The organism is Granulicella mallensis MP5ACTX8, assembly GCF_000178955.2.
GTDB classification, from domain to species: Bacteria; Acidobacteriota; Terriglobia; order Terriglobales; family Acidobacteriaceae; genus Granulicella; species Granulicella mallensis.
In genome coordinates this window covers 831,378-856,425 of the sequence record NC_016631.1, presented here as the reverse complement: position 1 = coordinate 856,425, position 25,048 = coordinate 831,378, and the positions used below count along the sequence as shown (strand labels likewise).

The following is a 25,048-nucleotide window of genomic DNA, read 5'->3' as shown; positions in this document are numbered from 1 at the left end:
GGTCCTTCGCCGTTGGCTCAGGACGACGGCGAAAAACAATCAACTGCAAAAACCGGTCAGCGTGCTCCAGGGACATGCCGCCTTTCTTTCGCTATGCTGTCTTACAAATTTGCCTTCTTGTAAGAGCGTTCGGTAGAGTCGGAGACGCAGATTGAAAGACCGTAAGATCGTAACGACCCCTAGGAGTTCCCGCCGTGCCCTGGTTCACTATCGAAGAAGACGCCCTCTCGCAGCAGCAGATCGCCGAAGCCTGCACCCGCCTGCTCGCCGAAGCCCGCACCCGTATCAACGGCAACCTCAAGCGGGTCCTGCTGCTGCCGCCTGATCTCACGCGTGCGCACTCCGGCGCGGGCCATATTACCGAGCTGCTCTATCGCGAGCTGGATGCGGCGGGAGCGCACGTGGAGGTCATCCCGACGCTGGGACAGCACGTGCCGCACACCGAGGCTGAGAACAAGTGGATGTTCGGCTCGATTCCGCACGAGCGCATCTTCGCGCACGACTGGCGCAATGGCTGCACGCACGTCGGCGTGGTGCCGGGAAAATATGTAGACGCAACCACCGGTGGTGCTGCCGACTGGGACATCCCGATCGACCTGAATACCAAGCTCATGACCGAGCAGTGGGACCTGGTCATCAACGTCGGGCATGTCGTTCCGCACGAAGTGCTGGGCTTTGCGAACCACAACAAGAACTACTTCATCGGCGTTGCGGGCAAGGATACGATCTGCGCCTCGCACATTGCGGCCGCAGTGTATGGCATCGAGAACAACCTCGGCTGCCTGGTGACACCGCTGCGCGCGTGCTTCAACTATGCCGAAGAGAAGTACATGAAGCATGTGCCGGACTGCTACATCCAGATCGTGATGCAGCGCGACAAGGAGAACAAGCTGGTGACGAGCGGGCTCTTCGTCGGCGACGATCTCGAGACCTACCTGCAGGCCGCGCGCCGCAGCCGCGAGCAGAACATCACGGTCTTCGACAAGCCGATCAAGAAGGTCGTCGCCGTGATGCAGGCTGACGAGTTCCGCGCGACCTGGGTGGCGAACAAGGCCGTCTACCGCACGCGCATGGCCATCGCCGATGGGGGTGAGTTGCTCATCCTCGCACCGGGTGTCGAACGCTTTGGAGAACAACCCGAAGTCGACGCGCTGATCCGCAAGTATGGCTACAAGGGCACGCCCTACACGCTGGCACTCTACAAGACCGAGGCCGATATGCAGGCCATTCCGCATGGCGTGGCGCATCTCATCCACGGCTCCAGCGAAGGCCGCTTCACCATTACCTATGCCCCGGGCCACCTGACGAAGGCGGAGATCGAGCAAGTCGGGTATAACTATGCCGATCTCGCCGAGATGCAGGCTCGCTACAACCCGGCGACCATGAAGGAAGGCTGGAACACGATGCCGGATGGAGAAGAGGTGTTCTACATCTCGACGCCATCGGCGGGACTTTGGGCGACGAAGGATAAGCTGAATGATCCGCATCGCCGTGATTTGAGCAGCCCGGAGCAGTTGGCCGAGGCGGAGAAGGCGGCGCAGTAGAAAGGTTGTTGTATTTGCTTTTCTTGTTGTCATTCCCGGAGGGAATCTGCTGTTTGCCCGATGCGGCGCGGTCGTCCTGGACGAAAGCGGGGCTTAGCATTGCGGTGATCCGGCAGGAAGCAGATTCCCTTCGGGAATGACAACAAGAAAGGCAAGGGCAACAGCAAGAACAAAGGCGAAACGAGAGCGACCGCTATAGAGACCACCATGAATAAATCCTTACAGGACGAAGAACGCCACCGTCTCCGCAGCATCCTCGCGCAGCATGAGCGGCTGATGGTGGCGTACTCCGGCGGCGTCGACTCGGCCTATCTCGCGTGGGAGGCGTACGAGGTTCTCGGCCCGAACATGCTTGCCGTCATCTCCGACTCGCCCAGCCTGCCACGCAAGGAGCTCGCCGCCGCCATTGCCTTTGCCGAGGCCCATACGATTCCGCTGCACATCCTGCAGACAAACGAGATGGAGCGAGCCGACTACGTGCGTAACGATGGCCAGCGCTGCTTCCACTGCAAGGACGAGTTGTTCGACGCCATGGAAGCGCTACGCGCCGAGCTGGGCTTTGCCACCATCGCCTATGGCCGCAATACCGATGACAGCGGCGACTTTCGTCCCGGCCAGAAGGCCGCAGAACAGCACCATGCGGCTGCTCCCCTGGCCGAAGCGGGACTGGGCAAGCAGGCGATTCGTGCCCTGGCGCAGGCCGCGAATCTGAGCGTCTGGGACAAGCCCGCGTCGGCGTGCCTGTCGTCGCGCCTGGAGTATGGCCGGCCCGTAAGCCGCGAGGCGCTGCTGCAGGTCGAGCAGGCCGAAGATGCGCTGCACGAGCTCGGCTTTTTGCACGTGCGCGTGCGGCATCATGGCGAATTGGCGCGCGTCGAGCTGGATCGCGGCACGCTTGCGCAAGGGCTGACGCTAGCGACACTGGACAGCATCACCGCAGCGGTTCGCGCGGCCGGATTCACCTATGTCACGCTCGATACACAGGGATATCGCTCCGGTTCGATGAATGCCCTGCTGCCTGTGGAGATGCTGATGGGAGCGCGTTCCAGCCATGCGTCGTGAGGCCGTGCTCGAGCTGTTGCGACAGCTCGAAGCCAATAAAACCACTCCTGAAAAGGTCGCCGACAGGCTGGCCTCGCTGCCCTTTGAGGACCTTGGCTTCGCCAAGCTCGATCATCATCGGTCGCTGCGCTCGGGAATGCCGGAGGTCGTCTTTGCCGCCGGCAAGACGCCGGAGCAGGTCGCAGCCATCTTCGTGAAGCTCGCGGCGAGCGGCGTGAGCGTGCTCGCCACTCGGGCTTCGCAGGAGCACTTCACTGCCGTCCAAGAAACCGTGCCTACGGCGCAGCACCACGAACTCGCACGCTGCATTACGCTGGCTCAGAACGCTCCGCCGGTGCAGGGGCGCGTCACCGTCATCTGCGCAGGCACCAGCGATCTGCCGGTTGCGGAAGAAGCCGCGGTGACGGCAGAGATCTTCGGCGCAGAGGTGACACGCATTACCGATGTGGGCGTGGCTGGATTGCAGCGTCTGCTGGCGCAGCTCGACAAGCTGCGGGTGGCCGATGTCATCGTCTGCTGCGCGGGCATGGAGGGCGCGTTGCCGAGCGTCGTCGGCGGACTGGTGGAAGCACCGGTGATTGCCGTGCCGACCAGTGTCGGCTATGGGGCGGCGTTTGAAGGCGTCGCGGCTCTGCTGGGGATGCTGAATGCCTGCTCGCCGAATATCACGGTGGTCAATATCGACAATGGATTTGGTGCGGGGTATGTGGCGACGTTGATTGCTCGCGGGCCACGCAGTTCGCGCTAATTCGGCTGAGCATCCAGGCTGATCTGGCGCCGGATACGATAGCTCGCGGGTTCACCGCAGGTTGCCAGGTCGGCGTCGTCGCACGTCCGCTCCAGGACATCTACCGGATTGTCCATGGTGGCAGAGAGAATACAGCCCGACGGCAGCGAGATCTTGATGTCGGCTTCAAAGGTCTCGTGGCCGATGCCGGCAATGTACTTCCCCTCCCCGGTCTTTTCCACCTGCACCCAGTTGTTCGGCGTAGAGCCGACAGGCTTGAGCATCCACGTGGCGGGCAACTTGAGCTGAAGCTCCGCAGGGGGAACGTGGCGCACGATCAGCATGGCCGTGTGCGTGGCCTCATCGACCGACTGCAACGTGATGTCGAAGTCGATGACGTCCTGACCGAGCAGAACATGAGTGCCGTACGCCCAGGAGTTGGGGATGCTGCGTTTGACGAAGACATGATCGCCCGCATGGATGAGGCTTTTTTGCCGCATCGCAAGCTGGACATCGGCGTAGAACGTGAGCAGGTCGGCGATAGGACCGATGAGTGCCGGCTGCACCGTTGCGAGACTGGGCATGGCGAGACGGTGGCCCGGATCGAGGGACACAGTCTGTTGAAGCTGCTGGCTTTCGGGGGCGAGGGTGAAGGCCTCGCCGTTGCTATGTACGTCCGACCAGTGAAACTGCTCAACGAAATTCCCCGAGGCGCCCTTATGACGAGTCCCGTTGCGAGAGCATCGTACCGGCGGGTGGAGGAATGGCCTTCGTTGATGCCGTGCATTCTGTAGACAAGGCGTTCGCCTGGTTCATAGTGTCGGGAGAGTGTGGGCTGGGTCGCAGGAACAACTACCGTCTGCGAGAAAAGCGTGAAGGGCCCTGACAGCGTAAGACAAAGGACGAGTCGAGCGAAGTGACGCACAGAACTCCTTTGATTGCTTAACAGGTATTTACAGGCCGCTGGCCGGTCCGCCACCGAGTTGTGCCATGGTCGTCCGCAGATACTTGTGCGGGTTTACCGCCGTACCGCGAACCTGGACTTCGTAATGCAGATGCGAGCCGGTCGCGTGGCCGCTGTGGCCGACGAAGCCGATGACCTCGCCCTTCGCCACTGTCTGGCCTTCGGTCACGTTGTAGCCCTGCAGATGGCCGTACACCGTAACGATTCCATTGCCATGGTCAATCTCGATCTCGCGGCCGTAGCCCGAGCCCATGCCTGCTTTCAGGACACGTCCTTCGGCAGGAGCGTGCACCGGAGTGCCGTCGGGCGAGCCGATGTCGACTCCCTTATGGAACTCGCCAATGCCCATGCCCAGCACAGGATCGATGCGCTCGCCGAAGCCGCTGGTGATCGGTCCGAGGATGGGCCACATATCGGGCATGTTGAACTGGTTCGAATCAGCGTCGAGACCGGCAAAGCCGTTCAACGTGCCGCGAGCGCCAAGGCTCTGATCAAGTCCCTGTCCCAGATTGCGTGCCGCCAGGCCCTGGGCGGCCGTGCTCCGCAGAGCGTAAAACGTGTCGAGCGACTTGTAGTAGTTGTCGTCCGTGAGGTCGGTGGAGTCGTCCTTCAGCGGAGCCTTCGCGGAGTCGGCAACAACGGTCTTTGGCGTGTGCAGACCGTGCGACAGCATGAATTTACCCGCCGTCAGGCCATAGATCGCGGAGACCTCGCTGGCCAGAGAGCCAAGGCTCGCCGCCTGCACATCTTTCTCGTGCGCGGTCTTTTCGAGGTGAGCGTAGTCCTTGCGGGTGAGCGCCAGTTCGTCGCGCAGGCGGTTGGTCGTCTCGGCCTTGGCCAGCATCCGGGAGTACGAACCCGCCATGCCCGCGATGGTAAACATACCGACGATCGCCGACGCCACGAACACAGTCACGTAGCGCATGGGAATCAGGACACGGTCTACCGTGCCGTTCTCTCCGCGTGTGACGTATACGATGTAGCGCTTCTTCAAAACGATGACGGCCTCTAACCCGAACTCTTGAGGGGAGGAACAACCGCTCGGAGGCCGGAGATTATTGCGACTGCAATCGCAGTTTACACGACTGGGGTAATCCTTGAAACGGCTTTGAAAAGCTCAGGCCCACTTTCAGGGGTACCGCAAACCAGCATCCCCTATTCTAGGGGAGCGGGACTATTGCGGCAACCCCGGGTCAGTCACGGGCATCTCAAATCTGACTTAATTGCCGCATTCCGACAGCGGAGCCAGATGCCGCCCAAACTGATGGAGAGCGTGATCGAGTGTCTTTTCGGTCTCCGCAAACGGTTTGCCGTCAACGACGACCGCCTTTGGCGTGCCGCATACCTCGAGACGCTCCCCGTGACTGCCCGTAACCTGTTGCAGCAGAACAGGATCGCCGTACAGGGGATCGCCGCCGATCAAGACGAGCTGCAGGTCCTGCGGGGTGGAGTGCGTAAGGGTCCAGTACGCATCCTGCCCCTCTTTGCGGACCACCAGGAGGTCCGCAGCATGACCAGGGGCGAGGGAGCCAATCTGTCCGGATAACCCGGCCAGCTCCGCCGCGTTGGAGGTGGCCATCAGGACGAGGTCGCGCTCCGTGAACGGTGACGGGGACTGCCCCTGGTTCCAGACCGAGGCATAATTCAACTCCCCGAGGAGACCGTCGCTGCCGGTCGGACTCCAGTCCGGGGCCAGGGCCATGCGTACGCCTGCGGCCCGTGCGGCGGCGACATTGGCGGTATCGCCGTAGAGCTCGATGTTGCTTCGCGGAGACCAGATGAAGCCGACGCCCTGCTTCGCCATCTCCGCAAAGTTTGCGGGCTTCAGCGCGACGCCGTGGATGAGCGAGACGCCGGGCCGAAGCAGGCCGCGTCCTTTGAGCAGTGTGAACTCACGCGCCGTCGAGGCGTCGTTCGGCGCTCCCTCTGCTACGTGGATGAGCAGCGCACCGCGGGGCTGCGCGGAAAGAGCTGCTGTGACGTCAGCCAGCTCCTGCTCGCTCATCTGGAAGGGAAAGACGTTGTAGATGATCTTGCCGAAGGAGCCCTGCAACTCCGGGTCGTAGTCGAGATTCCGAGCCAGCCCCCGCACGCACGGAGACGGCAGGCTGCCGGTGACGCTGGTCTCTCCCTCGGAGATCGCCTTGACCTCCGCGTAGCGCTCCATCTCACACTCCAGCCCTTGCTTGACCAGGGCGTTGTGGGGCACTGCCATCAGCACGCTGTAGGCAGGCTTCTGCTGCCAGTCATAGCGGCTGCCGAACTCCTGAACCGGCTTCCAGCGCGGGAATATATTCCAGGTAAGGTGATTGTGCAGATCGATCAGGCCGGGCGCGATGATGCCTTCCGTACGTACGACCTTCGTCCCGGCAGGCAGTTTGACGTCTGCGCCCGAGGCGAGAATGCGGCCGTTCTGGATGAGCACCGTGCCCTGCGGGATGACCTCCTGCGGCATGACCAGGGTGCCCGTCAGGGCAATAGGACTCTTTTGCGCGTGGGTCGCGAACGGAACAAACAAGAGGCAGAAGCAGGCAGACAACAGGGACAGTCTTCGGTGCATAAGTCCTCATTTGGGGAGATCGCAGTAGCGTGCCTGCGAGTCTATCGTACGGCTGCGGGTCGTCTCCGGAATCATCCCCTCCGTGGCTAAAGCCACAATACGCGGCGGGTTCTAACGGCGAGGCTAAAGACGCTGCTGAAGAAGTGGCCTTTTCTTTATCGAAGATGGCTGACGGTTTTTGGGGTTGAGGATTTGCGTTATTTTTTGCCGAGTTTGCCGCTTAGGTGTTTCTGAGAGTGGTGTTTTTTGGGGGGAGCTCAGCTGACTGCGGTGAGATTGGCCATGCGGACGAGGTTGTAGGCGGCAGCGGCGAGGGTGAAGTTCCAGTGCAGCTTGCGATGCCCTTTGTGTCTTGTTTTGGCCAGGTTCGCGGTCGTCTTCAGCCAGCCGAAGAAGCGCTCTACCCACTTCCGCTTCTTCTGGCTCACGGCGTACTCAGGTTGTTCATAGAGCGCCGGATCGACCAGGCAGGGACGTTTGCACCTGTATCTCGGCACATGCGCCTCCACCCCCATCTGCCGCATCGCGCCTATGAAGTCCTGCTCATGATAGCCCTTGTCGGCAGCCACGATCTTCGGCTTCACCGTCTGCTTCAGCCGCCGCATCATCCGCACAGCAGCCACTCGCTCCTGGGTGGGAGAACAGGTGGTGACCTCGGTAGCCACCACTAGCCCATGCTGGTTCTCGCTCACTACGTGTGCCATGTGCCGCAGACGGTAGCCCATCCGCATACCCTTGCGATACAGCCGCGCCTCCGGATCGGTCTTCGACTCGTGGGTGTCAGACTTCAACACGCTTCCACCATGGCCTGAGCCCTTGCCCTTAGGCGGCCGCGGGCCAGCCTTGGGCTGATAGCTCTTCTCCGAAGCCCACGCCTCGATCAACGTGCCGTCCACCGTGAAGTGCTCATCGGACAACAGCCGCAGCTGCCGCGCCGACGCCACCACCGCAGAGAAGAACACCTGTGCCACCTCCCCCGACAACAACCGCTCTCGGTTCTTGGTGAAGCTGGTCGCGTCCCACACGCGGTCGTTCATGCCCAGACCCACGAACCAGCGGAACAACAGGTTGTACTCCAGCTGCTCTACCAGCATCCGCTCGCTACGCACCGAGTACAGCATCTGCAAAACAAGCGCACGCAACAACTGCTCTGGCGGTATCGACGGACGCCCCATCCGCGAATACATCCCCTCAAATCGCGTCTCCAGGCTCCCCATCACCTCATCGGCCATCGCTCGCACTCGCCGCAATGGATGATCCAACGGCACTCGCTGGCTCAGGCTCCCGTAGCTGAACATCTCTTCCTGTTGCTGCTCGTCTCCACGCATGACTCCTTCCTACCAAATCACCCTGTTTAAAACCTAGAGACTTCTTCAGCACCCTCTAAAGCCCCGCCCCTTCAAAACAAAACTTGCGAAGTATCCTGAGAAGACATGCCTCGCATCTCGCATCCTCGGAGTTCGTCAACGCCCTTGCACGAAGGCGGCGAACTCGCGCTGATTGAACGCATTCGCCGACGGGCTGGCGGAGGAGCGTCAACAGCCTTGCGCCTGGGCATCGGCGACGACTGCGCGATCCTGCGTCCTCGTGCGGGGGAAGATCTGCTGGTGACCACAGACTTCTCTCTCGAAGGCCGGCACTTTCGCCGCGATTGGCACTCGCCGCAATCGATTGGGCATCGCACACTGGCGCGGGGATTGAGCGATCTCGCGGCGATGGGTGCTCGTCCTATGGCTGCGTTTCTTTCGCTAGCCCTGCCGCCTGCCGTAGCTCGTGACGCGGGTTGGCTCGAGGGCTTTCTCGATGGCCTGCTCGACCTCGCGAAACAGCACGGTGTACCGCTGGCAGGCGGGGACACCTCGGAATCTCCCAGCGAGCAGGTTCTGGCCGACATCATCCTGTTAGGCTCTGCGCCGCGAGGACGGGCCTTACGGCGGTCGGGCGCTCGCGTGGGAGATCTGATTTATTGCACCGGGACACTCGGCGGTGCGACGGCGGAGTTCGCGCAGGTACAGGACGGACGTGGGGGAAAGACCCAGACAGCCTCGTCGATGAATCCTCATCTCTTTCCTCAACCGCGATTGGCCGCGGGACAGGCGTTGCTCCGGCGCAAACTAGCAACCGCCTGCATCGATACCAGCGATGGGATTTCGACGGACCTGGCCCACCTGTGTGAGGCCTCAGGAGTGAACGCGGAGATCGACGCAGCCAGCCTTCCACTGCATCCTCTCGCACAACAACTGACACAAGAAGCAGCAATGGCGGCGGCGCTGCATGGCGGCGAAGACTACGAACTTCTGTTCACGGCCAGGGCTGCGACAAAGATGCCACGCAAGCTGGGCGGCGTACCCCTTACCTGTATCGGGCGTGTTGTCGCCAAGAAACGCCGTGCGCCTCAAGTGACATTAATTGCAGCCGATGGCTCGCGTTCCGCGCTTGCGGCCCAGGGCTGGGAGCATCTGCGATGAACGCGATCGTGCACGAAGAGTTTCCGCATACGTGGTCGGCACAGGTATTGGCGTCGCCTCCGCTGATTGCCCCGGCAAGACAGTTCGTCTATCCGCTCTACGTGCCCGGCGAAGAGGATGCCATGGCCCGTGGCGCGCTGCTGCTCAACGTGAAGCCCGCGTCAGGCGGAGCCTTTCTCGCCACCTGCGCGCTGGGATTTCGCGATCCTTCGCTGCCCTCCGGTGTGTTCGCCTGCCCGCGTGCCGATGACCTCCTCGCGATTGCCGGAGGCTATGCCTATCTCGTCGACACGCTGCAGCCGGAGCGCTGCCTGCACCTGCCGCTGCGGCCTGTGACACAGATTCTTGCCGCTCCGGTCGAAGGTCTGCTACTGCTGGCAGGCTTTCATCACGTCGCGGCCATCGGCGCTGAAGGATTGCTGTGGGAGAGCGGACGCTTGAGCTGGGAGGGCGTGCAGCTTGGCGAAGTCGCAGACGGAAAGCTGCACGGCAGCGGATGGAATATGCGAACAGATCGCGATGTTCCCTTTGCGATCGATCTGCGGACCGGGGAGCATACCGGTGGCGGCTTCACTCCCTAGTGCTGGGATGGATTCAGCTAAGAGCTAGGCGGGACTCAGCGATGAGAGGCTGTAGAAGCTTAGAGCGGCATCGCCTTGCTCGAGAACGCGTGTGCGGACAAGGTTTCCGTAGCTTTCCGAGAGTGGCTTCTTGCGGGAGTGCTCGGCGATGACGACGGCCCCCTCGGCCAGTAGCGTTGCTTGATTCTGTGCGAGGAAACTCAGGGTTGTGCTGTAGTCTTCGGCGGCCTCGTAGGGTGGATCGAGGAAGACGATATCCGCTACGTGCAGATTCTTGACCATTCCCTGCAGGAGACGTCCGGTGCTGCGATCTTCGATCGCATATCCGCCCTGGAGCTTCAACGCGGCCACATTGGTACGAATAGCAGTAACGGCAGCAGGAGCCTTCTCGGCGAACCAGCAGAACTGCGCACCGCGGCTCAGGGCTTCGATCCCTACGGCGCCGGAGCCCGCATAGAGATCGACGAAGCGAGCGCCCTCAATACGCAGCGCAAGAACATTAAACAGAGTTTCACGTAGCCGGTCGCTGGTAGGACGCGTGGCAAGCCCCCGTGACGACTGCAAAACTCTTGACCGAAACTTCCCACCGATAACGCGCATCGTCTCCGAGGATACAGCGAGCCTACAATGGAGGCTATGCTGCGTTTTTCGTTTCCGGTTGGCCGGTTCATGGGTGTCGACCTGCGAATCCACATCTCTTTCGCGGTATTGCTGGCGCTGGCAGTGGGTTATTCCATCGCCGCAACCGGCAGTCCGCTACGCGGCTTTGGCCTCTGGCTGGCGCTGGTATTCGCCGTCGTGGTGCGTGAGGCAGCGCGAGCCATCGTAGCGGCCTACACCGGCATGCACCTGCGTGCCCTGTTTCTTCTGCCGGTCGGCGGCGTCATGGCCATGGCTCCTCGCGAAGACGGTGCTCCCGGCCCGACGCAGGCCATCGTCATGGCCGCGCCGCTGGCCAACTTCGGCATGGGCCTGCTGCTGCTGGGGCTGAGCTACTCTATCGATCCGCATGTACCGTTGCTGGCGCAGCCCTGGATCTCCATCGGCCACATCCTGCGCAGTTTTGTGTGGACGCAGTTCGCGATGGGCGCGGTCAACCTGCTGCCAACCGCAGCCCTGCCTACGACGCAGATACTGCGTTCGCGCACGGCCAGTGCTAACACCGCTCCGGCACCGCAAACGGCAAGGCCTCCCTTTGGATTGGGCACCGCACTCGCGATTGCGATGCTGGTAGCCGGCATCGTGCTGATGAATCTATGGATCTTCCTGTTTGGCTGCCTCGCCCTGTTCGGAGCGCAGATGCAGGCTCGGCAGACGCTCAACGCCAACGACGACACCATCCTGGTACGGGACGTCATGCTGACGGAGTTCACCCTGCTATCGAGCTCGGACACCCTGCAGGGAGCGCTCGATCGCACCCTGCACAGCCTGCAGGATGTCTTCCCCGTCGTGCGTGGAGACCGCCTGGTGGGATCGGTTTCACGGCAGACGATTGCGGACCACCTGCAGGCGACGGGAGACAGCTATCTGCAGGGTGTCATGACGCGCGGCCTGCAACTGGCATCGCCGTCGGAAAAGCTCGTGGTCGCGCTGCGGCGGGCTGGCGCTCAAGGGGCGAGCGAGTTTATTCCGGTAGTCGAAGACGGAGCGATCCTGGGTATCCTTACGCCGCAGAGCCTCTCGCGCGCCGTACAGCAGATGAAGCTGACACGCCCGACTCGCGAGGCACAGGAGCGGTCGTGAGTGAAACAGCGAGTCAGCAAGTCAGCGAGTCAGCGGGTCAGCAGGGCGGCGGGTCAGTAGATAAGCCGCTGGCGCCGGGGCTTTATCTGGTGGCCACGCCTATCGGAAACCTGGAAGACATTACCCTGCGGGCGTTGCGGGTGCTGCGTTCGGTGGATCGCATTGCCTGTGAAGACACGCGGCAGACGGCGAAGCTGCTGGGCCACTTTGGGATTCGCACGCCGACGGTGAGCTATCACCTGCACAATGAAAATGCGCGGGCGAGTGAGTTGATCGAAGCTCTGCGAGCCGGTGGACGTATCGCCGTCGTCAGCGACGCCGGTATGCCCGGCATCGCCGATCCCGGTGCGACGATTGCTGCCGAAGCCATTGCGGCGGGAATCGATGTGTTTCCGATTCCGGGGGCAAATGCCGCGCTGAGCGCGTTGATCGCGAGTGGGTTGCCTTCGGAGCATTTCAGCTTTCATGGTTTCCTGCCGGCCAAAGAAGGCCAGCGGCGATCGGCGCTGGAGTCGCTGCGGTCTGCCATGGCCCACGCGGAAGAGGCCACCACACACATCGTGTATGAGACGCCCCATCGCATCGTCGATGCCCTAGCGGACGTTGTTGCGGTCTTTGGCCCGGAGAAGCGCGTTACCCTGGCACGCGAGTTGACCAAGCTGCATGAGGAGTTCCTGCGCGGCACGGCCTCAGAGCTGCTGGCGGAGCTTCGTTCACGGCCCAGCGTGCGCGGCGAGATGGTATTGCTGCTGGCGGGGGAATCGGCGGGAGGAACCTCAGAGACTGAGGCTGCAACGGGGCAATCGACGCTTGCCGAAGAGGTCGCAGCGATGATGATCGGGGAAAAGATCTCCGAGATGGATGCGCTTAAGCGTGTGGCCAAATTTCGCGGGATTGGTAAGAGCGAGGCCTATCGAGAGTGGCAGAGGGCGCAGACGCGGCGACGGTAATATGTTTGCGCCGAAGTAACCTATAAGTTACAGCTCTCGGCATCTCAATCGATGAGGAGTGATCATGGCGTTACATACAGAACCGTTCGATGTTGCCGACTATCTGACCGATGAAGAGACCATTTCGGCTTACCTGACCGAAGTACTGGAGAGCGAGGACCCGCGATATATCGCGAAGGCCCTTGAGGCTATCGCGCGTGTCCGTAATCGCATGACGCAACTCTGAGTGACATAGGCAATGTCAGAGGTCGGGACTGTCCTCAAAGATATGCACAACTAGAGCATTTCTCCCATCGGTATATGTTTTGCACCAAAGGCGCGAAGCGCTATCCCTGACGCTTTAACGTCGGGGCAGGGGCCTTCAGGCCCCTGACATGGGCCAAGCAAGAATGTGGCCTTTAGGTCAGAGTTTTTCATCCGCTGCGAACAAAAGGCCCGGGGCTAAAGAGGGTGCTGAAGAAGTCTCTAGGTTTTAAACAGGGTGATTTGGTAGGAAGGAGTCATGCGTGGAGACGAGCAGCAACAGGAAGAGATGTTCAGCTACGGGAGCCTGAGCCAGCGAGTGCCGTTGGATCATCCATTGCGGCGAGTGCGAGCGATGGCCGATGAGGTGATGGGGAGCCTGGAGACGCGATTTGAGGGGATGTATTCGCGGATGGGGCGTCCGTCGATACCGCCAGAGCAGTTGTTGCGTGCGCTTGTTTTGCAGATGCTGTACTCGGTGCGTAGCGAGCGGATGCTGGTAGAGCAGCTGGAGTACAACCTGTTGTTCCGCTGGTTCGTGGGTCTGGGCATGAACGACCGCGTGTGGGACGCGACCAGCTTCACCAAGAACCGAGAGCGGTTGTTGTCGGGGGAGGTGGCACAGGTGTTCTTCTCTGCGGTGGTGGCGTCGGCGCGGCAGCTGCGGCTGTTGTCCGATGAGCACTTCACGGTGGACGGCACGTTGATCGAGGCGTGGGCTTCGGAGAAGAGCTATCAGCCCAAGGCTGGCCCGCGGCCGCCTAAGGGCAAGGGCTCAGGCCATGGTGGAAGCGTGTTGAAGTCTGACACCCACGAGTCGAAGACCGATCCGGAGGCGCGGCTGTATCGCAAGGGTATGCGGATGGGCTACCGTCTGCGGCACATGGCACACGTAGTGAGCGAGAACCAGCATGGGCTAGTGGTGGCTACCGAGGTCACCACCTGTTCTCCCACCCAGGAGCGAGTGGCTGCTGTGCGGATGATGCGGCGGCTGAAGCAGACGGTGAAGCCGAAGATCGTGGCTGCCGACAAGGGCTATCATGAGCAGGACTTCATAGGCGCGATGCGGCAGATGGGGGTGGAGGCGCATGTGCCGAGATACAGGTGCAAACGTCCCTGCCTGGTCGATCCGGCGCTCTATGAACAACCTGAGTACGCCGTGAGCCAGAAGAAGCGGAAGTGGGTAGAGCGCTTCTTCGGCTGGCTGAAGACGACCGCGAACCTGGCCAAAACAAGACACAAAGGGCATCGCAAGCTGCACTGGAACTTCACCCTCGCCGCTGCCGCCTACAACCTCGTCCGCATGGCCAATCTCACCGCAGTCAGCTGAGCTCCCCCCAAAAAACACCACTCTCAGAAACACCTAAGCGGCAAACTCGGCAAAAAATAACGCAAATCCTCAACCCCAAAAACCGTCAGCCATCTTCGATAAAGAAAAGGCCACTTCTTCAGCAGCGTCTAAAGCCCGATCCTTGCCTAACCTAATTCCGTGGCCTAAAGGCCACGGCTCCCTCCGAACCGCGACGCTAAAGCGTCACGGTTGGCGCTTCGCGCGGATGGCCTATAAGCCTATTGGAGAAATACTCTCGGAGTTCGCCTGTCAGATTCAATCGCGGCTTAAACCGCTTACTCGCGTCCCTTAACCCGGTCGTACTCGTAGCGGTCGCTGGTGGTCCCCAGGGCCTCGTTGTAGAGGGTCTGGGCGCCGGCGGCTTCTTTCAGCTCTTCGCTGAACCTGTGGATGTCACGCAGGTGGTCGGCGGTCGCCGGAATCTCCAGGCGGCTGGTCTTGAAGAACTTCTGATAGCCGCGGTCGAGCAGACGCGCGATCTCGCCGCCAAGCACGAAGCCCGGTCGGGAGACGATGCGCAGCGGGGCGTCCTTGTCCGGCCCCTGGGCGATCTCCGCCGCGCAGCCGTACTTGCTTACGCGATAGGCTCCCGAACCGTGGTTTGCACCCGCACCGGCCGGTGCGACATCAAATCTCTCGTTGCCGAGGGAGGACAGTACTTCATCGAAGGTAGGTAACTTTTTTGTCTTTGCCATCGGATCTTCAGACCTGCAATCTCGTTTTGCCGCAGCGATCCTTGGGTTGCAGACCGGCGGAGTTCCATTAGACTCAAATCAACTGTCGCACATCGGCACCAGCGGCTTCAATCGCACGCCGGAAGAAGCGACCGAATAAACGATTAATCATGACCTCTGCACCTGTAAAAACTTTTGGAACCACGATTCTCGATCGCATCGGCAACACACCGCTGGTGCGGCTGGACCGCCTGACGCAGCACCTGCCGGGCGTCCAGATTCTGGGCAAAGCCGAGTGGGCGAACCCCGGCGGCAGCGTAAAAGACCGCGCTGCCTCGGCCATCGTCTCGGATGCCCAGCGCAAAGGGCTGCTCACCCCCGGCAAGGCCCTGCTCGACGCCACCTCGGGCAATACCGGCATCGCCTATGCGATGCTGGGCGCGGCCCTGGGCTTCCCTGTCGTACTGTGTATGCCGTCAAATGTCTCGCCGGAGCGCAAGCGCATCCTGCATGCCTATGGCGCTGAGATCGTATGGACCGATCCCGCTGACGGCTCAGACGGCGCGATTCGCCAGGCCCGCAAGCTGGCCTCCGAGCAGCCTGACCACTACTACTACGCCGACCAGTACGGCAACGACAACAACTGGCGCGCGCACTACTACGGCACGGCCAACGAGATCTGGCAGCAGACCGAGGGCGCGATTACGCACTTCGTTGCCGGACTGGGCACCAGCGGCACGTTCATGGGCACCACGCGGCGGTTGCGCGAGCTGAATCCGAAGATCCAGTGCCTCTCCATGCAGCCGGATTCGCCCTTCAACGGTCTTGAAGGGCTCAAACACATGGAAACGGCCATCGTTCCGCCAATCTACGACCCGCACCTGGCCGATGCCAACATCGCGATGTCCACCGAACGCGCCTACCTGATGGCCAAGCAGCTTGGCCGCACGCAAGGCTTACTGGTCGGAGTATCGGCAGCAGCGGCGGTCGCAGCTTCCCTGGATGTCGCCGAGGCGGAGGCCAAGGCCGGCCGCGAGGCGGTAATTGTGACCATCCTCTGCGATTCGGCGGACAAGTACCTGTCTGAACGGTTCTGGACGGAGAAACAGCATCCCGAGTCTTCGGAAAATCTAGGGGGCGACACAGAATGAGCCTGAAGCTCTCACAGCAGCTCTACGACGAACTCCGCGCCCACGGCGAGGAGACCTATCCGCACGAGTGCTGCGGCATCATGCTGGGCAGGGCCTCGGACGAAGGTCTTCACGTAGCCTCCCTGGTTCGCGCGGGCAACACCCGTACCGACTCCGCGCACAACCGCTATCACATTGCCCCACAAGAGCTTATCAAGGCCCAGCGCGAGGGCCGCAAGGCCGGCTATGACATCGTCGGCTTCTACCACTCGCACCCCGACCACCCGGCGCAGTGGTCGTCGACCGACTTCGCCGAAGCCCACTGGTTCGGCTGCAGTTATGTCATCACAGCGATCGAAAAGGGCACTGCAAAGATCACCAACTCCTTCCTGCTGACCGGCACGGGCGAGGACGACAAGGCATTTGAGCCGCAGACCATCGCGGTGGAATAGGCGATAATCAAAGTAATGACGATCAATATCCCCACACCGCTGCGTGCTTACACCGACAAGAAGGAATCTGTGTCGGTAGAAGGCACGACCGTCACCGAAGGGCTTGCCGCGCTGGTTGCGGCGCATCCGGCCATGCAGCAGCACCTCTTTACCCCCGAGGGTAAGCTGCGCTCCTTCGTCAACGTCTACCTGAACGACGATGATGTCCGCTACCTTCCTGCCAAGGAAGAGACTGCCGTCTCGGCGAGCGACGAACTGACGATTATTCCTTCCATTGCCGGCGGTTGTTGTCGCTAACTAGCGCGAACACCCCACCCCCTTCTACCCATCGAATCGCAAGCACTACGGAGAGCATCTGTTCTCTGTAGGCCTTTGCTTTTTCGGTCATTCTGAGGGAATCTGCTCTCTGGCGACCGTAGCCAGCTAAACTTGAAGGACACCATGAACGCTACTCTCGAAGCCCCCGAAACCGCTACCGAACTCCCGAAGCTCTCTAACGAAGAGATCGCCCGCTACTCGCGCCACCTGATCCTGCCCGAGGTGGGCATGGAGGGCCAGCAGAAGCTGAAGGCCGCGAAGGTCCTGTGCGTCGGCACCGGAGGCCTGGGTGCGCCGATGGCGCTGTATCTCGCCGCCGCAGGCGTGGGCACCATCGGGCTCGTCGACTTCGACGTCGTGGACGAGTCGAACCTGCAGCGCCAGATCATTCACTCGCAAGCCACCGTCGGCATGCTCAAGGTCGACTCCGCCGAGGTGATGCTCAAGGGCCTGAACAAGAACACGAACATCGTGAAGCACAACACGATGCTGACCAGCGCCAACGCGCTCGAGATCTTCAAGGAATACGACGTTATCGCTGACGGCACCGACAACTTCCAGACGCGCTACCTGGTCAACGACGCCTGCGTGCTCACCGGCAAGCCTAATGCCTACGGCAGCATCTTCCGCTTCGAAGGTCAGGCCTCCGTGTTCGCCACCGAGGAAGGCCCCTGCTATCGCTGCCTCTACCCCGAACCGCCGCCGCCGGGCCTGGTGCCCTCCTGCGCGGAGGGTGGCGTGCTCGGCATTCTGCCGGGTCTCGTTGGCGTGATCCAGGCTACAGAAGTGATCAAGTTGATCCTTGGCATCGGTGAGCCTCTGATCGGCCGTCTGCTCCTGGTCGATGCCCTGGGTATGGGCTTCCGCACGCTGAAGCTGCGCAAGAATCCCGACTGCCCGGCCTGCGGCACGCACGAGATCAAAGAGCTGATCGACTACGACCAGTTCTGCGGTATCCCGAAGCCCACGGAGACCGGCCCGCTCGAGGTTTCCAGCTTCAGCGCCGTTGCGAACCTGCCCGAGGTAGAGGGCATTCCACAGATCTCCGTCGAGCAGTACAAGGCTCGTCTGGATGCCGGCGACAAGCCGTTCCTTCTCGACGTACGTGAGCCGCATGAGTACGCCATCGTGGATATTGGAGCTCCGTTGATCCCGGTTGGCCAGCTTGCCTCGCGTATCGGGGAGCTGACGATTCCGAAGGACAGCGAGATTGTTGTTCATTGCAAGTCCGGCGCGCGTTCGCAGCGGGCTTCGCTCATCCTGAAAGAGAACGGATTTACGAATGTCTCCAACCTCGCGGGGGGTATTACGGCGTGGGCGGAGAAGATCGATAAGTCGTTGCCGAAGTACTAATTTCGCTAGAAGCAAAAGCAGAGGCCCTCACGATGTGAGGGCCTCTGCTTTTAAGCTGTGCTAAAGCCAAGATAGATGTCCCGCAATGTTTTATCTCACTACGGATTCGTCATCCTGAGCGAAGCGTCCCTGCACTTGGGGGCGCGCAGTCGAAGGACCCCGAGATTTGAATTTTGCCCATACCCTTGGGACCTTTTCCACCTCAAGAGCTCTAGCCTGAACGTTCGTGCTGGAAAAGGTCCTAATAGCAAGGAGGAGATCAAGTCCCTCGGGGTCCTTCGACTTCGCACCTCGCAAAAGCGCGAGGTGCTTCGCTCAGGATGACGGTTTTTGGGTGGGACAAAAAACAACCATCCCTTAGCTCAACCGAACATTGGATTCACGCCTAACCCTTGTTAGTCCGTATCCGGATCATCCACCACAAGGATCTGCAAACACAGTGGCGCTTCCAGCATGAAGTCCATCGTGCCAATCTCTGCAATGGCCTTATCGAGCGTCGCGCTGTTGCTGGGCTCTGTAGTCACCACAAACGGCAGCCTATCGCCGCCGAAGCCGCGATGCTGCAGGATGGAATCGATATTGACTCCGAACTTCGCCAGCGCGCCTGCTATCGCCGCAACGATGCCCGGCCTGTCCGCCACGACGAAGCGCAGGTAGTGCGGCGCGATGACACCTCCCGAAACCTCGACCTTCTTTGCGGGCAGACGTACGGCATGGCTATCTTCGGCCACCGCGCGCACATCGCTCATCACCGCGACCGCTGTCGGATGGCCGCCAGCTCCGTGGCCGCTGAAGACCACATCGCCGCCGAAGCGACCACTCGTGACAACCATGTTCTGTGTGCCGTGCGACCACGCGATAGGCGAGTTCTTCGGTACGAGCATCGGGCCGACACGGGCGCTAATTCTGTCACCGTCGATCTGGGCGCGCGACACCTGGCGCACCGTACAACCGAGCTCCTTCGCATAGGCGAAATCGACAGCCGAAATCTGTGAGATGGACTGCGCGGGGACATCTTCGGGATTGATCTCGGCACGCAACGCGATCCGCGCGAGGATGCACAGCTTGGCGCGAGCATCGAAGCCATCGACATCGGCCGAGGGATCCGCTTCGGCATAGCCCAGCCTCTGCGCCGTCTTCAGCACCTCGGAGTAGTCCGCACCAGCCTCCATCGAGCTTAGGATGAAGTTGCACGTTCCGTTGACGATGCCGCTGATGCGTGTAATCTGGTCGCCGCTCAGTCCCTGCGACATCCCCGGAATGACCGGCACACCTCCCGCCACCGCCGCGCCGTAGAGCAGTTGCACGCCCTTGCTGGCCACCAGCTCGAAAAGCGCCGCCCCGCGATACGCGATAAGCTGCTTGTTGGCCGTTACAACATGCTTGCCTGCATTCAATGCCGAACGCAGCCAGCCTTCGATGGGATCGAGGCCGCCCATCAGTTCGACAACCACATCCACATCCGCTGCTTCGAGCACGTCTTCGACGCGCTCCGTCCACACGGCCTCGGCAGGCACAAACCTTGCGCGCGCATGGGAACGCTTGCGCGCGACGTCACGATTGAAGATGTGCGTAATGCGCACATCCTGCGCTCCCGAGGCAGAGAGCACCTCGGCGAAGGAGCTTCCGACCGTTCCAAAACCAAGCAAACCTACGCGCAAAACCTTCTCCGTTGTTCCGTTACCGTTTTCCTGCTTTGCCGTCATTTTTCTCCCTGAATCCTGGTAATCAATAATCCACTTTGAACGGGCTCTTCTCCCACACGACGAAGCTCTCCCAGGCCTGCTCGGGCAGCATGCAAACAATAGGAATCGTGCGCTCGCTCAGCGGCTTCTTCACTTCTTCGTAGAGGCGAGAGTCGTCGAACCCGACCTTTGCTGCATCCGCCGCGGAGTTGCCGTAGTAGATGGCACGGCAGCGCGACCAGTAGAGCGCGGCCAGGCACATCGGACAGGGCTCGCAGCTTGAGTAGACGTCGCAGCCGTCCAACTGAAAGTGCCCCAGCGCCGTGCAGGCATTGCGGATCGCAGTGACCTCGGCGTGCGCGGTTGGATCGTTCGTCGCCGTCACCTGATTGGCGCCCGTGGCGATCACCTTGCCGTCTTTGACGACGACGGCTCCAAACGGGCCGCCGCGGCCGCTGACAACGTTATCGGTCGCAAGCTGAATAGCCTGCTGCATGAACTCAGGATTTCCCTGCATCGATTCGTTTCCATTCAGCCCCTGAACCCTAGGACATGGAGCAGCATGTAAGTAAGTTATAAGTGTAGAGCCGAAAGAGGGGTATTTGCGCGGTTTTCACCCAATGAAAACCACATTGCAACATTTTTCCGATGCCCAAGCAGCTGCGATGCTGCTCTAATCAGCCTCATGGTACACGCTCTCCGTTCGCGACGCGTCATCACCCCCCAGAGCCTGCGCGATGCAGCCGTCGTCATTGATGGCGATTGCATCGCCGCCATAAAGCCCGCCTCCGAGCTTGCATCGGATATCCCCGTGGAGGACCTGGGCGATCTTGCGCTGCTACCCGGCCTCGTCGATACCCATGTTCACATCAACGAACCCGGCCGCACGGAGTGGGAAGGATTCGCCACGGCCACACGCGCGGCGGCAGCGGGAGGCTTTACGACGATCGTCGACATGCCGCTGAACTGCCTGCCCGAGACAACGGACGTAGGCGCCCTGGAGACGAAGCGCGAGGCTGCTCACGGACAGTGCCTGGTCGACTACGCGCTCTGGGGCGGCGCGGTCGACGGCAACCAGCACGAGCTCGAACCGCTGGCTCTGGCCGGGGTGCCCGGCTTCAAGAGCTTCCTGATCTATCCCGGCTGCGACGGCTTTACCGCCATCGACCGTGCCAACCTGGAGCTCGCTCTTCCGCTCATCGTCCGCACCGGGCTGCCGCTGCTGGTGCACGCCGAGCTTGAGCCTTCCATCAACGCCGCCGTGGCGCACCTCAACGCCAGCGGAGCCGACTGGCACCGGTACGCTACCTATCTCGCCTCGCGCCCGGATGAGGCAGAGCTCGAAGCGATCGAGATGCTGCTCAAGCTCTGCCGGACCTACAGGTTCCGCCTGCACATCGTGCATCTCTCCACCGCGAAGGCCCTGCCGATGCTGGCGGTGGCCAGGCGCGAGGGCCTTCCGGTGACGGTGGAGACGTGCCCGCACTATCTCCACTGCGCTGCTGAAGAGATCGCCGATGGAGCCACACTGTTCAAGTGCGCCCCGCCGATTCGCAGCGCGGCCAATCGTGAGGCGCTGTGGCAGGCCCTGCGTGAGGGGACGATCGACCTGATCGCAACCGACCACTCCCCATGCCCGCCCGCCATGAAGCGGCTTGAGGCGACACAGCTCGGCGAAGAGACCGGGCGGTTCGACGAGGCCTGGGGCGGCATCGCGTCGCTGTCGATCGCATTGCCCCTGCTCTGGACACAGTGCGAGCGGCGCAGTCTCTCGCTGCGACAACTGACCGAGTGGACCTCGGCAGCACCGGCACGGCTCGCGGGACTGAGTACCGAGGTCGGCTCCATCGAGCCGGGCAAGCATGCGAACCTCGTTGCCTTCGACACGGCTGCAAGCTTCACTGTTGTGCCGGAGCTGCTGCACTATCGCCATGCGATCTCGCCCTACATGGGCGAGACTCTGCGCGGTGTCGTGCGCTCCACCTGGCTGCGTGGGGAGCGCGTATTCCAGCGGAACGATTCCGGGCCGAGTGAGTTCCCTGCCACAGCACGCGGGCGCGAGTACGCGCTATCCTGTTCCCTTACCTAGCTGTAACCTCTTTGCTAAATCCCTCATGGCTCTTAGCTGGCCTTGCACCTGTGGGGGTTTCTATCAGCTAAGAGCTTCGAGAAACTGAGCACAGAGGGTGTGATGATGAGCCAGCAAAGTCCCGTCAATCCAACGCTGGAAACCTGGAACCGCCTCGAACAGGAGACGGCGACCCAGGTCATCCTTCCATGCAACGGTTCGCTCGCCTGGGCCATCGGCGTCGTGAACCGCTCCCCGTTCGACACGCCAGAGGAACTCTTTGCGGCCTCCAACAAAGTCTGGCTGGCGCTGCCTGAGAAAGACTGGCAGCAGGCCTTCGACTCGCACCCACGCATCGGTGAACACAAGGCCAAAGCCGCAACGGCACAGAGCCTGAAGTGGTCTGCAGGCGAACAGAGCGCTGCCAATCCCGACACGGCGACGCAGGAGGCGCTTGCCTCTGCCAATCGTGAGTACGAGCAAAAGTTCGGCCGCATCTTCATCGTCTGCGCCACGGGCAAGAGCGCGGCGGAGATGCTGTCCATCCTGCAGGCGCGGCTGGTAAACGATCCGGCGACGGAGCTGAAAGAAGCCGTCGAGCAACAACGGCAGATCACCCAGATCCGTCTCCGCAAGTGGTTGGGCATTGCATAGTAAACTTCCTGCAATCCGGTGACTTCTTCTTATGGGACTTTCGACACACATTCTCGACACCTCTATCGGCTGCCCCGCGGCGAACATCTCGCTGGCGCTCTCGAAGTTCGATGACGGTACCTGGCGCGAGATCGGCCGCGACCAGACCGACGCCGATGGCCGCTGCAAGACGCTGCTCGGCGAAGTACCGCTCGAAGCCGCTACCTACAAGATCAACTTCGCGACCGCGGAGTACTACTCCGCGCAGAAACTCACAGGCTTGTATCCCTGGATCGAGATCACCTTCGCCGTCGCCGATCCGGCGCAGCACTATCACATCCCTCTGCTGCTGACTGCCAATGGCTACACCACCTATCGGGGAAGTTAAAGAGGAAGAGGACACGATGCCTGTAAAACTTGTCTCCAATCGTTATGGCAAATCGCGCGTGCGGCTGATGCGTGTGACCAGGCATGAGCAGCATCACGATCTCGACGAGTGGACGGTGCAGGTCCTGCTCACCGGCGACTTCGACACTGCGCACACTCTCGGCGACAACGCGAAGATTCTTCCGACCGACACGATGAAGAACACGGTCTATCACGTCGCGCGCGAGTCGAAGGCCACCAGCATGGAGGACTACGCCAAGGAACTCATCGACTTCCTGCTGGGACGCAACCCGCAGGCCGAGAGCGTCGAGGTCGTCGTCGAGTCGACGCTGTGGAAGCGGCTTACCGTCGATGGCCAACCTTATCCGACGGCTTTCATGCGCGGATCGGACGAGCGGCAGACCACAACGGTTTCGCGGCAACAAGGCCAGGCCTTCGCGATTACCAGCGGGCTCGAGCGGCTCACGGTGCTCAAGACCGCGCAATCCGGCTTTATGGGCTTCATCAAAGACTCGCTGACGACCCTGCCCGAGACCAGCGACCGGCTGTTCGGCACAGCCGTCAAAGCCGAATGGCCTTACACGAAAGCTGCTATTGAAGCCGGCATCGACTTCAACAAGGTTCGCAGCCATCTGCGGGACATCCTCATCACGACCTTCGCGAAGCACGATTCGCTGTCGGTGCAGCAGACACTCTATGCCATGGCCGAGGGCGCGCTGCATCACACCGACATCATCGACGAGGTTTACATGCTGATGCCGAACAAGCACAACCTGCTGGTCGACCTGGGCCGCTTTGGGCAGGAGAATCCAAATCACATCTTCGTTCCAACCGATGAGCCACACGGCACCATCGAAGCAACCGTACGGCGTGTCTGATAAAACGGTGGGCCATGACGAACCAGATTGTTTCAACCCGTGCTGCTAAAGTGATCGCCCGATGCCGCGAGCTGGCGCGTATCAGCGACGCTCCCGGCGAGACGACGCGCCTGTTTCTTTCGCCCAAGACCCGTGACGCGCATACGCTGCTGACCTGGTGGATGCGTCAGGGGGGACTCGAAGCCCGTACCGATGACGCCGGCAACCTGCGCGCGGTTCGCCGCTCCGCCAAGGCCGATGCGCCGACGCTGGTGCTCTTCTCGCACATCGATACCGTGCCCAACGCAGGGGCCTTTGACGGTCCTCTGGGCGTACTGCTGGGCCTGGCGGCGATAGAAGAGCTCGGAGCAACGCCGCTTCCCTTCCACCTCGAACTCATCGCCTTCTCGGAAGAAGAAGGGGTGCGCTTCGGCTTTCCGTTCCTCTCCTCACTGGCAGTCACCGGCCAGCTCAGCGCGGAACAGCTCGCGCGTACCGACAGCGCAGGCATCTCTGTGGAGCAGGCCCTGCGTGACTTCGGCCTTGATCCCGACCGCATCGCGCAGAGCTGCCCTCTCACACCCAATACCTTTGCCGCACTCGAGGTCCACATTGAGCAGGGCCCTGTGCTCGAAAGTGATAACGCCTCGCTGGCCGTCGTCGAAACGATCGTCGGACAGTCGCGGCTAAATCTTACCTTTGAAGGCCAGGCAAACCACGCGGGCACGACGCCTATGCCGCTACGTCACGACGCGCTGGCAGCAGCAGCGCAGTGGATCGTCGAAGTCGAACGCTATGCCTCCGACCACACACAGCTCGTCGCCACGGTTGGGCGTATCGAAGCCCTGCCCGGAGCGACGAATGTCATCCCCGGCACGACACACCTCACACTCGATGTACGCCATCCGAAGGACGAATCGCGACACGCGGCGGTCGCCCATCTGCTCACGAAGGCCGAGGCCGCCGGAGCCCTGCGCGGGGTCAGCGTTCGTGCGAAGCTGCTGGCGGAGCAAAAGGCTGTGCCGATGGATCGCGCGCTCACCGTGCATCTGCACCAGGCCGCCGAACGTACCGGGCATGACGCCAAGCCGATGTTCTCCGGCGCCGGACACGACGCGATGATCCTCGCCCCGCACGTGCCCACGACAATGCTCTTCGTGCGTTCCCCCGGCGGACTCAGCCATCATCCGGGCGAGAGCGTCCGCGAAGAAGATGTCGAGGCTGCACTGGCTACTGTGCTTAATTTGCTGGTGCATCTGAAGCCGCACGCGAAACATTAACTCCAACCGCTTAGAATC

26 protein-coding genes are annotated in these 25,048 nt (G+C 61.4%); 18 read left to right on the top strand and 8 right to left on the bottom strand.

The features are described 5' to 3' along the window. The first annotated feature begins 194 nt into the window (after positions 1 to 194). From ACIX8_RS03680 to larB, 3 genes are all read left to right on the top strand, one after another. Positions 195 to 1,544: a lactate racemase domain-containing protein gene (locus ACIX8_RS03680; RefSeq protein WP_014263976.1), complete on the top strand. Its 1,350-nt coding sequence runs from the start codon at positions 195 to 197 to the stop codon at positions 1,542 to 1,544. 207 nt (positions 1,545 to 1,751) lie between these two features. Continuing rightward, complete coding sequence (gene larE / locus ACIX8_RS03675) at positions 1,752 to 2,606, top strand: ATP-dependent sacrificial sulfur transferase LarE (RefSeq protein WP_014263975.1); 855 nt, start codon at positions 1,752 to 1,754, stop codon at positions 2,604 to 2,606. Continuing rightward, positions 2,596 to 3,354 (top strand): nickel pincer cofactor biosynthesis protein LarB, encoded by a 759-nt coding sequence (gene larB, locus ACIX8_RS03670; RefSeq protein ID WP_014263974.1) that lies wholly within the window; start codon positions 2,596 to 2,598, stop codon positions 3,352 to 3,354. The genes larE and larB overlap by 11 nt, the downstream gene beginning before the upstream one ends. Here the strand turns inward: larB and ACIX8_RS03665 are convergent. From ACIX8_RS03665 to ACIX8_RS03645, 4 genes are all read right to left on the bottom strand, one after another. After that, a complete protein-coding gene (locus tag ACIX8_RS03665; RefSeq protein WP_150110477.1) occupies positions 3,351 to 3,947 on the bottom strand; it encodes a hypothetical protein in 597 nt (198 codons plus the stop codon). The genes larB and ACIX8_RS03665 overlap by 4 nt on opposite strands. Positions 3,948 to 4,286: 339 nt before the next feature. After that, positions 4,287 to 5,291, bottom strand: coding sequence for a M23 family metallopeptidase (locus ACIX8_RS03655; RefSeq protein WP_014263972.1), 1,005 nt, complete (start codon positions 5,289 to 5,291; stop codon positions 4,287 to 4,289). A 225-nt stretch (positions 5,292 to 5,516) separates the two neighbouring features. After that, positions 5,517 to 6,857 (bottom strand): amidohydrolase family protein, encoded by a 1,341-nt coding sequence (locus ACIX8_RS03650; RefSeq protein WP_014263971.1) that lies wholly within the window; start codon positions 6,855 to 6,857, stop codon positions 5,517 to 5,519. A gap of 257 nt (positions 6,858 to 7,114) precedes the next feature. After that, entirely contained in the window at positions 7,115 to 8,185 is a 1,071-nt protein-coding gene (locus ACIX8_RS03645) for an IS5 family transposase (protein ID WP_014263964.1), read from the bottom strand. A 105-nt stretch (positions 8,186 to 8,290) separates the two neighbouring features. Here ACIX8_RS03645 and thiL point away from each other — a divergent pair, with 105 nt between their 5' ends. Continuing rightward, entirely contained in the window at positions 8,291 to 9,325 is a 1,035-nt protein-coding gene (gene thiL / locus ACIX8_RS03640) for a thiamine-phosphate kinase (protein ID WP_014263970.1), read from the top strand. Next, positions 9,322 to 9,906 (top strand): hypothetical protein, encoded by a 585-nt coding sequence (locus tag ACIX8_RS03635; RefSeq protein WP_014263969.1) that lies wholly within the window; start codon positions 9,322 to 9,324, stop codon positions 9,904 to 9,906. The genes thiL and ACIX8_RS03635 overlap by 4 nt, the downstream gene beginning before the upstream one ends. A 24-nt stretch (positions 9,907 to 9,930) precedes the next feature. On the opposite strand, the gene rsmD is transcribed toward ACIX8_RS03635, so the two are convergent. Further along, positions 9,931 to 10,506 carry a 16S rRNA (guanine(966)-N(2))-methyltransferase RsmD gene (gene rsmD, locus ACIX8_RS03630; protein ID WP_014263968.1) on the bottom strand — a complete coding sequence of 192 codons (576 nt, stop codon included), beginning with the start codon at positions 10,504 to 10,506 and terminating at the stop codon, positions 9,931 to 9,933. Positions 10,507 to 10,542: 36 nt separating this feature from the next. Between rsmD and ACIX8_RS03625 the strand changes: the two genes are divergently transcribed. From ACIX8_RS03625 to ACIX8_RS03615, 4 genes are all read left to right on the top strand, one after another. Beyond that, complete coding sequence (locus ACIX8_RS03625; protein WP_044176098.1) at positions 10,543 to 11,649, top strand: CBS domain-containing protein; 1,107 nt, start codon at positions 10,543 to 10,545, stop codon at positions 11,647 to 11,649. Then, complete coding sequence (gene rsmI / locus ACIX8_RS03620; RefSeq protein WP_014263966.1) at positions 11,646 to 12,599, top strand: 16S rRNA (cytidine(1402)-2'-O)-methyltransferase; 954 nt, start codon at positions 11,646 to 11,648, stop codon at positions 12,597 to 12,599. Before ACIX8_RS03625 ends, rsmI begins: the two co-directional genes overlap by 4 nt. Positions 12,600 to 12,663: 64 nt before the next feature. After that, positions 12,664 to 12,825 carry a helix-turn-helix domain-containing protein gene (locus ACIX8_RS25825; protein WP_014263965.1) on the top strand — a complete coding sequence of 54 codons (162 nt, stop codon included), beginning with the start codon at positions 12,664 to 12,666 and terminating at the stop codon, positions 12,823 to 12,825. Positions 12,826 to 13,101: 276 nt separating this feature from the next. Beyond that, positions 13,102 to 14,172 carry an IS5 family transposase gene (locus ACIX8_RS03615; protein WP_014263964.1) on the top strand — a complete coding sequence of 357 codons (1,071 nt, stop codon included), beginning with the start codon at positions 13,102 to 13,104 and terminating at the stop codon, positions 14,170 to 14,172. Positions 14,173 to 14,468: 296 nt separating this feature from the next. Here the strand turns inward: ACIX8_RS03615 and ACIX8_RS03610 are convergent, their stop codons facing one another. Further along, positions 14,469 to 14,888: a hypothetical protein gene (locus ACIX8_RS03610; RefSeq protein WP_014263963.1), complete on the bottom strand. Its 420-nt coding sequence runs from the start codon at positions 14,886 to 14,888 to the stop codon at positions 14,469 to 14,471. Between the two features lie 149 nt (positions 14,889 to 15,037). Here ACIX8_RS03610 and ACIX8_RS03605 point away from each other — a divergent pair, with 149 nt between their 5' ends. From ACIX8_RS03605 to moeB, 4 genes are all read left to right on the top strand, one after another. Further along, positions 15,038 to 16,018, top strand: a complete 981-nt coding sequence (locus ACIX8_RS03605; protein WP_014263962.1) for a PLP-dependent cysteine synthase family protein — start codon at positions 15,038 to 15,040, stop codon at positions 16,016 to 16,018. Further along, positions 16,015 to 16,449: a Mov34/MPN/PAD-1 family protein gene (locus ACIX8_RS03600; protein WP_014263961.1), complete on the top strand. Its 435-nt coding sequence runs from the start codon at positions 16,015 to 16,017 to the stop codon at positions 16,447 to 16,449. Before ACIX8_RS03605 ends, ACIX8_RS03600 begins: the two co-directional genes overlap by 4 nt. Positions 16,450 to 16,464: 15 nt before the next feature. After that, positions 16,465 to 16,746: a MoaD/ThiS family protein gene (locus ACIX8_RS03595; protein ID WP_014263960.1), complete on the top strand. Its 282-nt coding sequence runs from the start codon at positions 16,465 to 16,467 to the stop codon at positions 16,744 to 16,746. Between the two features lie 144 nt (positions 16,747 to 16,890). Beyond that, positions 16,891 to 18,120, top strand: coding sequence for a molybdopterin-synthase adenylyltransferase MoeB (moeB, locus tag ACIX8_RS03590; protein WP_014263959.1), 1,230 nt, complete (start codon positions 16,891 to 16,893; stop codon positions 18,118 to 18,120). A 395-nt stretch (positions 18,121 to 18,515) separates the two neighbouring features. Here moeB and ACIX8_RS03585 read toward each other — a convergent pair whose 3' ends face one another. Then, the gene (locus ACIX8_RS03585) at positions 18,516 to 19,826 is read right to left on the bottom strand and encodes a homoserine dehydrogenase (protein ID WP_014263958.1); all 1,311 of its coding nucleotides are present in this window, start codon (positions 19,824 to 19,826) and stop codon (positions 18,516 to 18,518) included. A gap of 22 nt (positions 19,827 to 19,848) precedes the next feature. Next, positions 19,849 to 20,322 (bottom strand): nucleoside deaminase, encoded by a 474-nt coding sequence (locus ACIX8_RS03580; protein WP_014263957.1) that lies wholly within the window; start codon positions 20,320 to 20,322, stop codon positions 19,849 to 19,851. A gap of 168 nt (positions 20,323 to 20,490) precedes the next feature. Between ACIX8_RS03580 and allB the strand changes: the two genes are divergently transcribed. From allB to ACIX8_RS03555, 5 genes are all read left to right on the top strand, one after another. Next, positions 20,491 to 21,894: an allantoinase AllB gene (gene allB / locus ACIX8_RS03575; protein ID WP_014263956.1), complete on the top strand. Its 1,404-nt coding sequence runs from the start codon at positions 20,491 to 20,493 to the stop codon at positions 21,892 to 21,894. A gap of 102 nt (positions 21,895 to 21,996) precedes the next feature. Next, on the top strand, positions 21,997 to 22,527 hold the full coding sequence (uraD, locus tag ACIX8_RS03570) for a 2-oxo-4-hydroxy-4-carboxy-5-ureidoimidazoline decarboxylase (protein WP_014263955.1): 531 nt from the start codon (positions 21,997 to 21,999) through the stop codon (positions 22,525 to 22,527). Positions 22,528 to 22,558: 31 nt separating this feature from the next. Continuing rightward, positions 22,559 to 22,894, top strand: a complete 336-nt coding sequence (gene uraH / locus ACIX8_RS03565) for a hydroxyisourate hydrolase (RefSeq protein ID WP_014263954.1) — start codon at positions 22,559 to 22,561, stop codon at positions 22,892 to 22,894. Between the two features lie 16 nt (positions 22,895 to 22,910). Beyond that, positions 22,911 to 23,771: a factor-independent urate hydroxylase gene (pucL, locus tag ACIX8_RS03560; protein ID WP_014263953.1), complete on the top strand. Its 861-nt coding sequence runs from the start codon at positions 22,911 to 22,913 to the stop codon at positions 23,769 to 23,771. A gap of 14 nt (positions 23,772 to 23,785) precedes the next feature. Then, complete coding sequence (locus ACIX8_RS03555) at positions 23,786 to 25,030, top strand: allantoate amidohydrolase (protein ID WP_014263952.1); 1,245 nt, start codon at positions 23,786 to 23,788, stop codon at positions 25,028 to 25,030. The last annotated feature ends 18 nt before the right edge of the window (positions 25,031 to 25,048 follow it).

Excerpts from the sequence above, each read along its gene's own strand:
- larE (WP_014263975.1), top strand. The coding sequence starts at position 1,752 with ATGAATAAATCCTTACAGGACGAAGAACGCCACCGTCTCCGCAGCATC.
- larB (WP_014263974.1), top strand. The coding sequence starts at position 2,596 with ATGCGTCGTGAGGCCGTGCTCGAGCTGTTGCGACAGCTCGAAGCCAAT.
- ACIX8_RS03650 (WP_014263971.1), bottom strand. The coding sequence starts at position 6,857 with ATGCACCGAAGACTGTCCCTGTTGTCTGCCTGCTTCTGCCTCTTGTTT.
- ACIX8_RS03645 (WP_014263964.1), bottom strand. The coding sequence starts at position 8,185 with ATGCGTGGAGACGAGCAGCAACAGGAAGAGATGTTCAGCTACGGGAGC.
- thiL (WP_014263970.1), top strand. The coding sequence starts at position 8,291 with ATGCCTCGCATCTCGCATCCTCGGAGTTCGTCAACGCCCTTGCACGAA.
- ACIX8_RS03635 (WP_014263969.1), top strand. The coding sequence starts at position 9,322 with ATGAACGCGATCGTGCACGAAGAGTTTCCGCATACGTGGTCGGCACAG.
- rsmD (WP_014263968.1), bottom strand. The coding sequence starts at position 10,506 with ATGCGCGTTATCGGTGGGAAGTTTCGGTCAAGAGTTTTGCAGTCGTCA.
- ACIX8_RS03625 (WP_044176098.1), top strand. The coding sequence starts at position 10,543 with ATGCTGCGTTTTTCGTTTCCGGTTGGCCGGTTCATGGGTGTCGACCTG.
- ACIX8_RS25825 (WP_014263965.1), top strand. The coding sequence starts at position 12,664 with ATGGCGTTACATACAGAACCGTTCGATGTTGCCGACTATCTGACCGAT.
- ACIX8_RS03615 (WP_014263964.1), top strand. The coding sequence starts at position 13,102 with ATGCGTGGAGACGAGCAGCAACAGGAAGAGATGTTCAGCTACGGGAGC.
- ACIX8_RS03610 (WP_014263963.1), bottom strand. The coding sequence starts at position 14,888 with ATGGCAAAGACAAAAAAGTTACCTACCTTCGATGAAGTACTGTCCTCC.
- ACIX8_RS03605 (WP_014263962.1), top strand. The coding sequence starts at position 15,038 with ATGACCTCTGCACCTGTAAAAACTTTTGGAACCACGATTCTCGATCGC.
- ACIX8_RS03600 (WP_014263961.1), top strand. The coding sequence starts at position 16,015 with ATGAGCCTGAAGCTCTCACAGCAGCTCTACGACGAACTCCGCGCCCAC.
- ACIX8_RS03595 (WP_014263960.1), top strand. The coding sequence starts at position 16,465 with ATGACGATCAATATCCCCACACCGCTGCGTGCTTACACCGACAAGAAG.
- moeB (WP_014263959.1), top strand. The coding sequence starts at position 16,891 with ATGAACGCTACTCTCGAAGCCCCCGAAACCGCTACCGAACTCCCGAAG.
- ACIX8_RS03585 (WP_014263958.1), bottom strand. The coding sequence starts at position 19,826 with ATGACGGCAAAGCAGGAAAACGGTAACGGAACAACGGAGAAGGTTTTG.
- ACIX8_RS03580 (WP_014263957.1), bottom strand. The coding sequence starts at position 20,322 with ATGCAGGGAAATCCTGAGTTCATGCAGCAGGCTATTCAGCTTGCGACC.
- allB (WP_014263956.1), top strand. The coding sequence starts at position 20,491 with ATGGTACACGCTCTCCGTTCGCGACGCGTCATCACCCCCCAGAGCCTG.
- uraD (WP_014263955.1), top strand. The coding sequence starts at position 21,997 with ATGATGAGCCAGCAAAGTCCCGTCAATCCAACGCTGGAAACCTGGAAC.
- uraH (WP_014263954.1), top strand. The coding sequence starts at position 22,559 with ATGGGACTTTCGACACACATTCTCGACACCTCTATCGGCTGCCCCGCG.
- pucL (WP_014263953.1), top strand. The coding sequence starts at position 22,911 with ATGCCTGTAAAACTTGTCTCCAATCGTTATGGCAAATCGCGCGTGCGG.
- ACIX8_RS03555 (WP_014263952.1), top strand. The coding sequence starts at position 23,786 with ATGACGAACCAGATTGTTTCAACCCGTGCTGCTAAAGTGATCGCCCGA.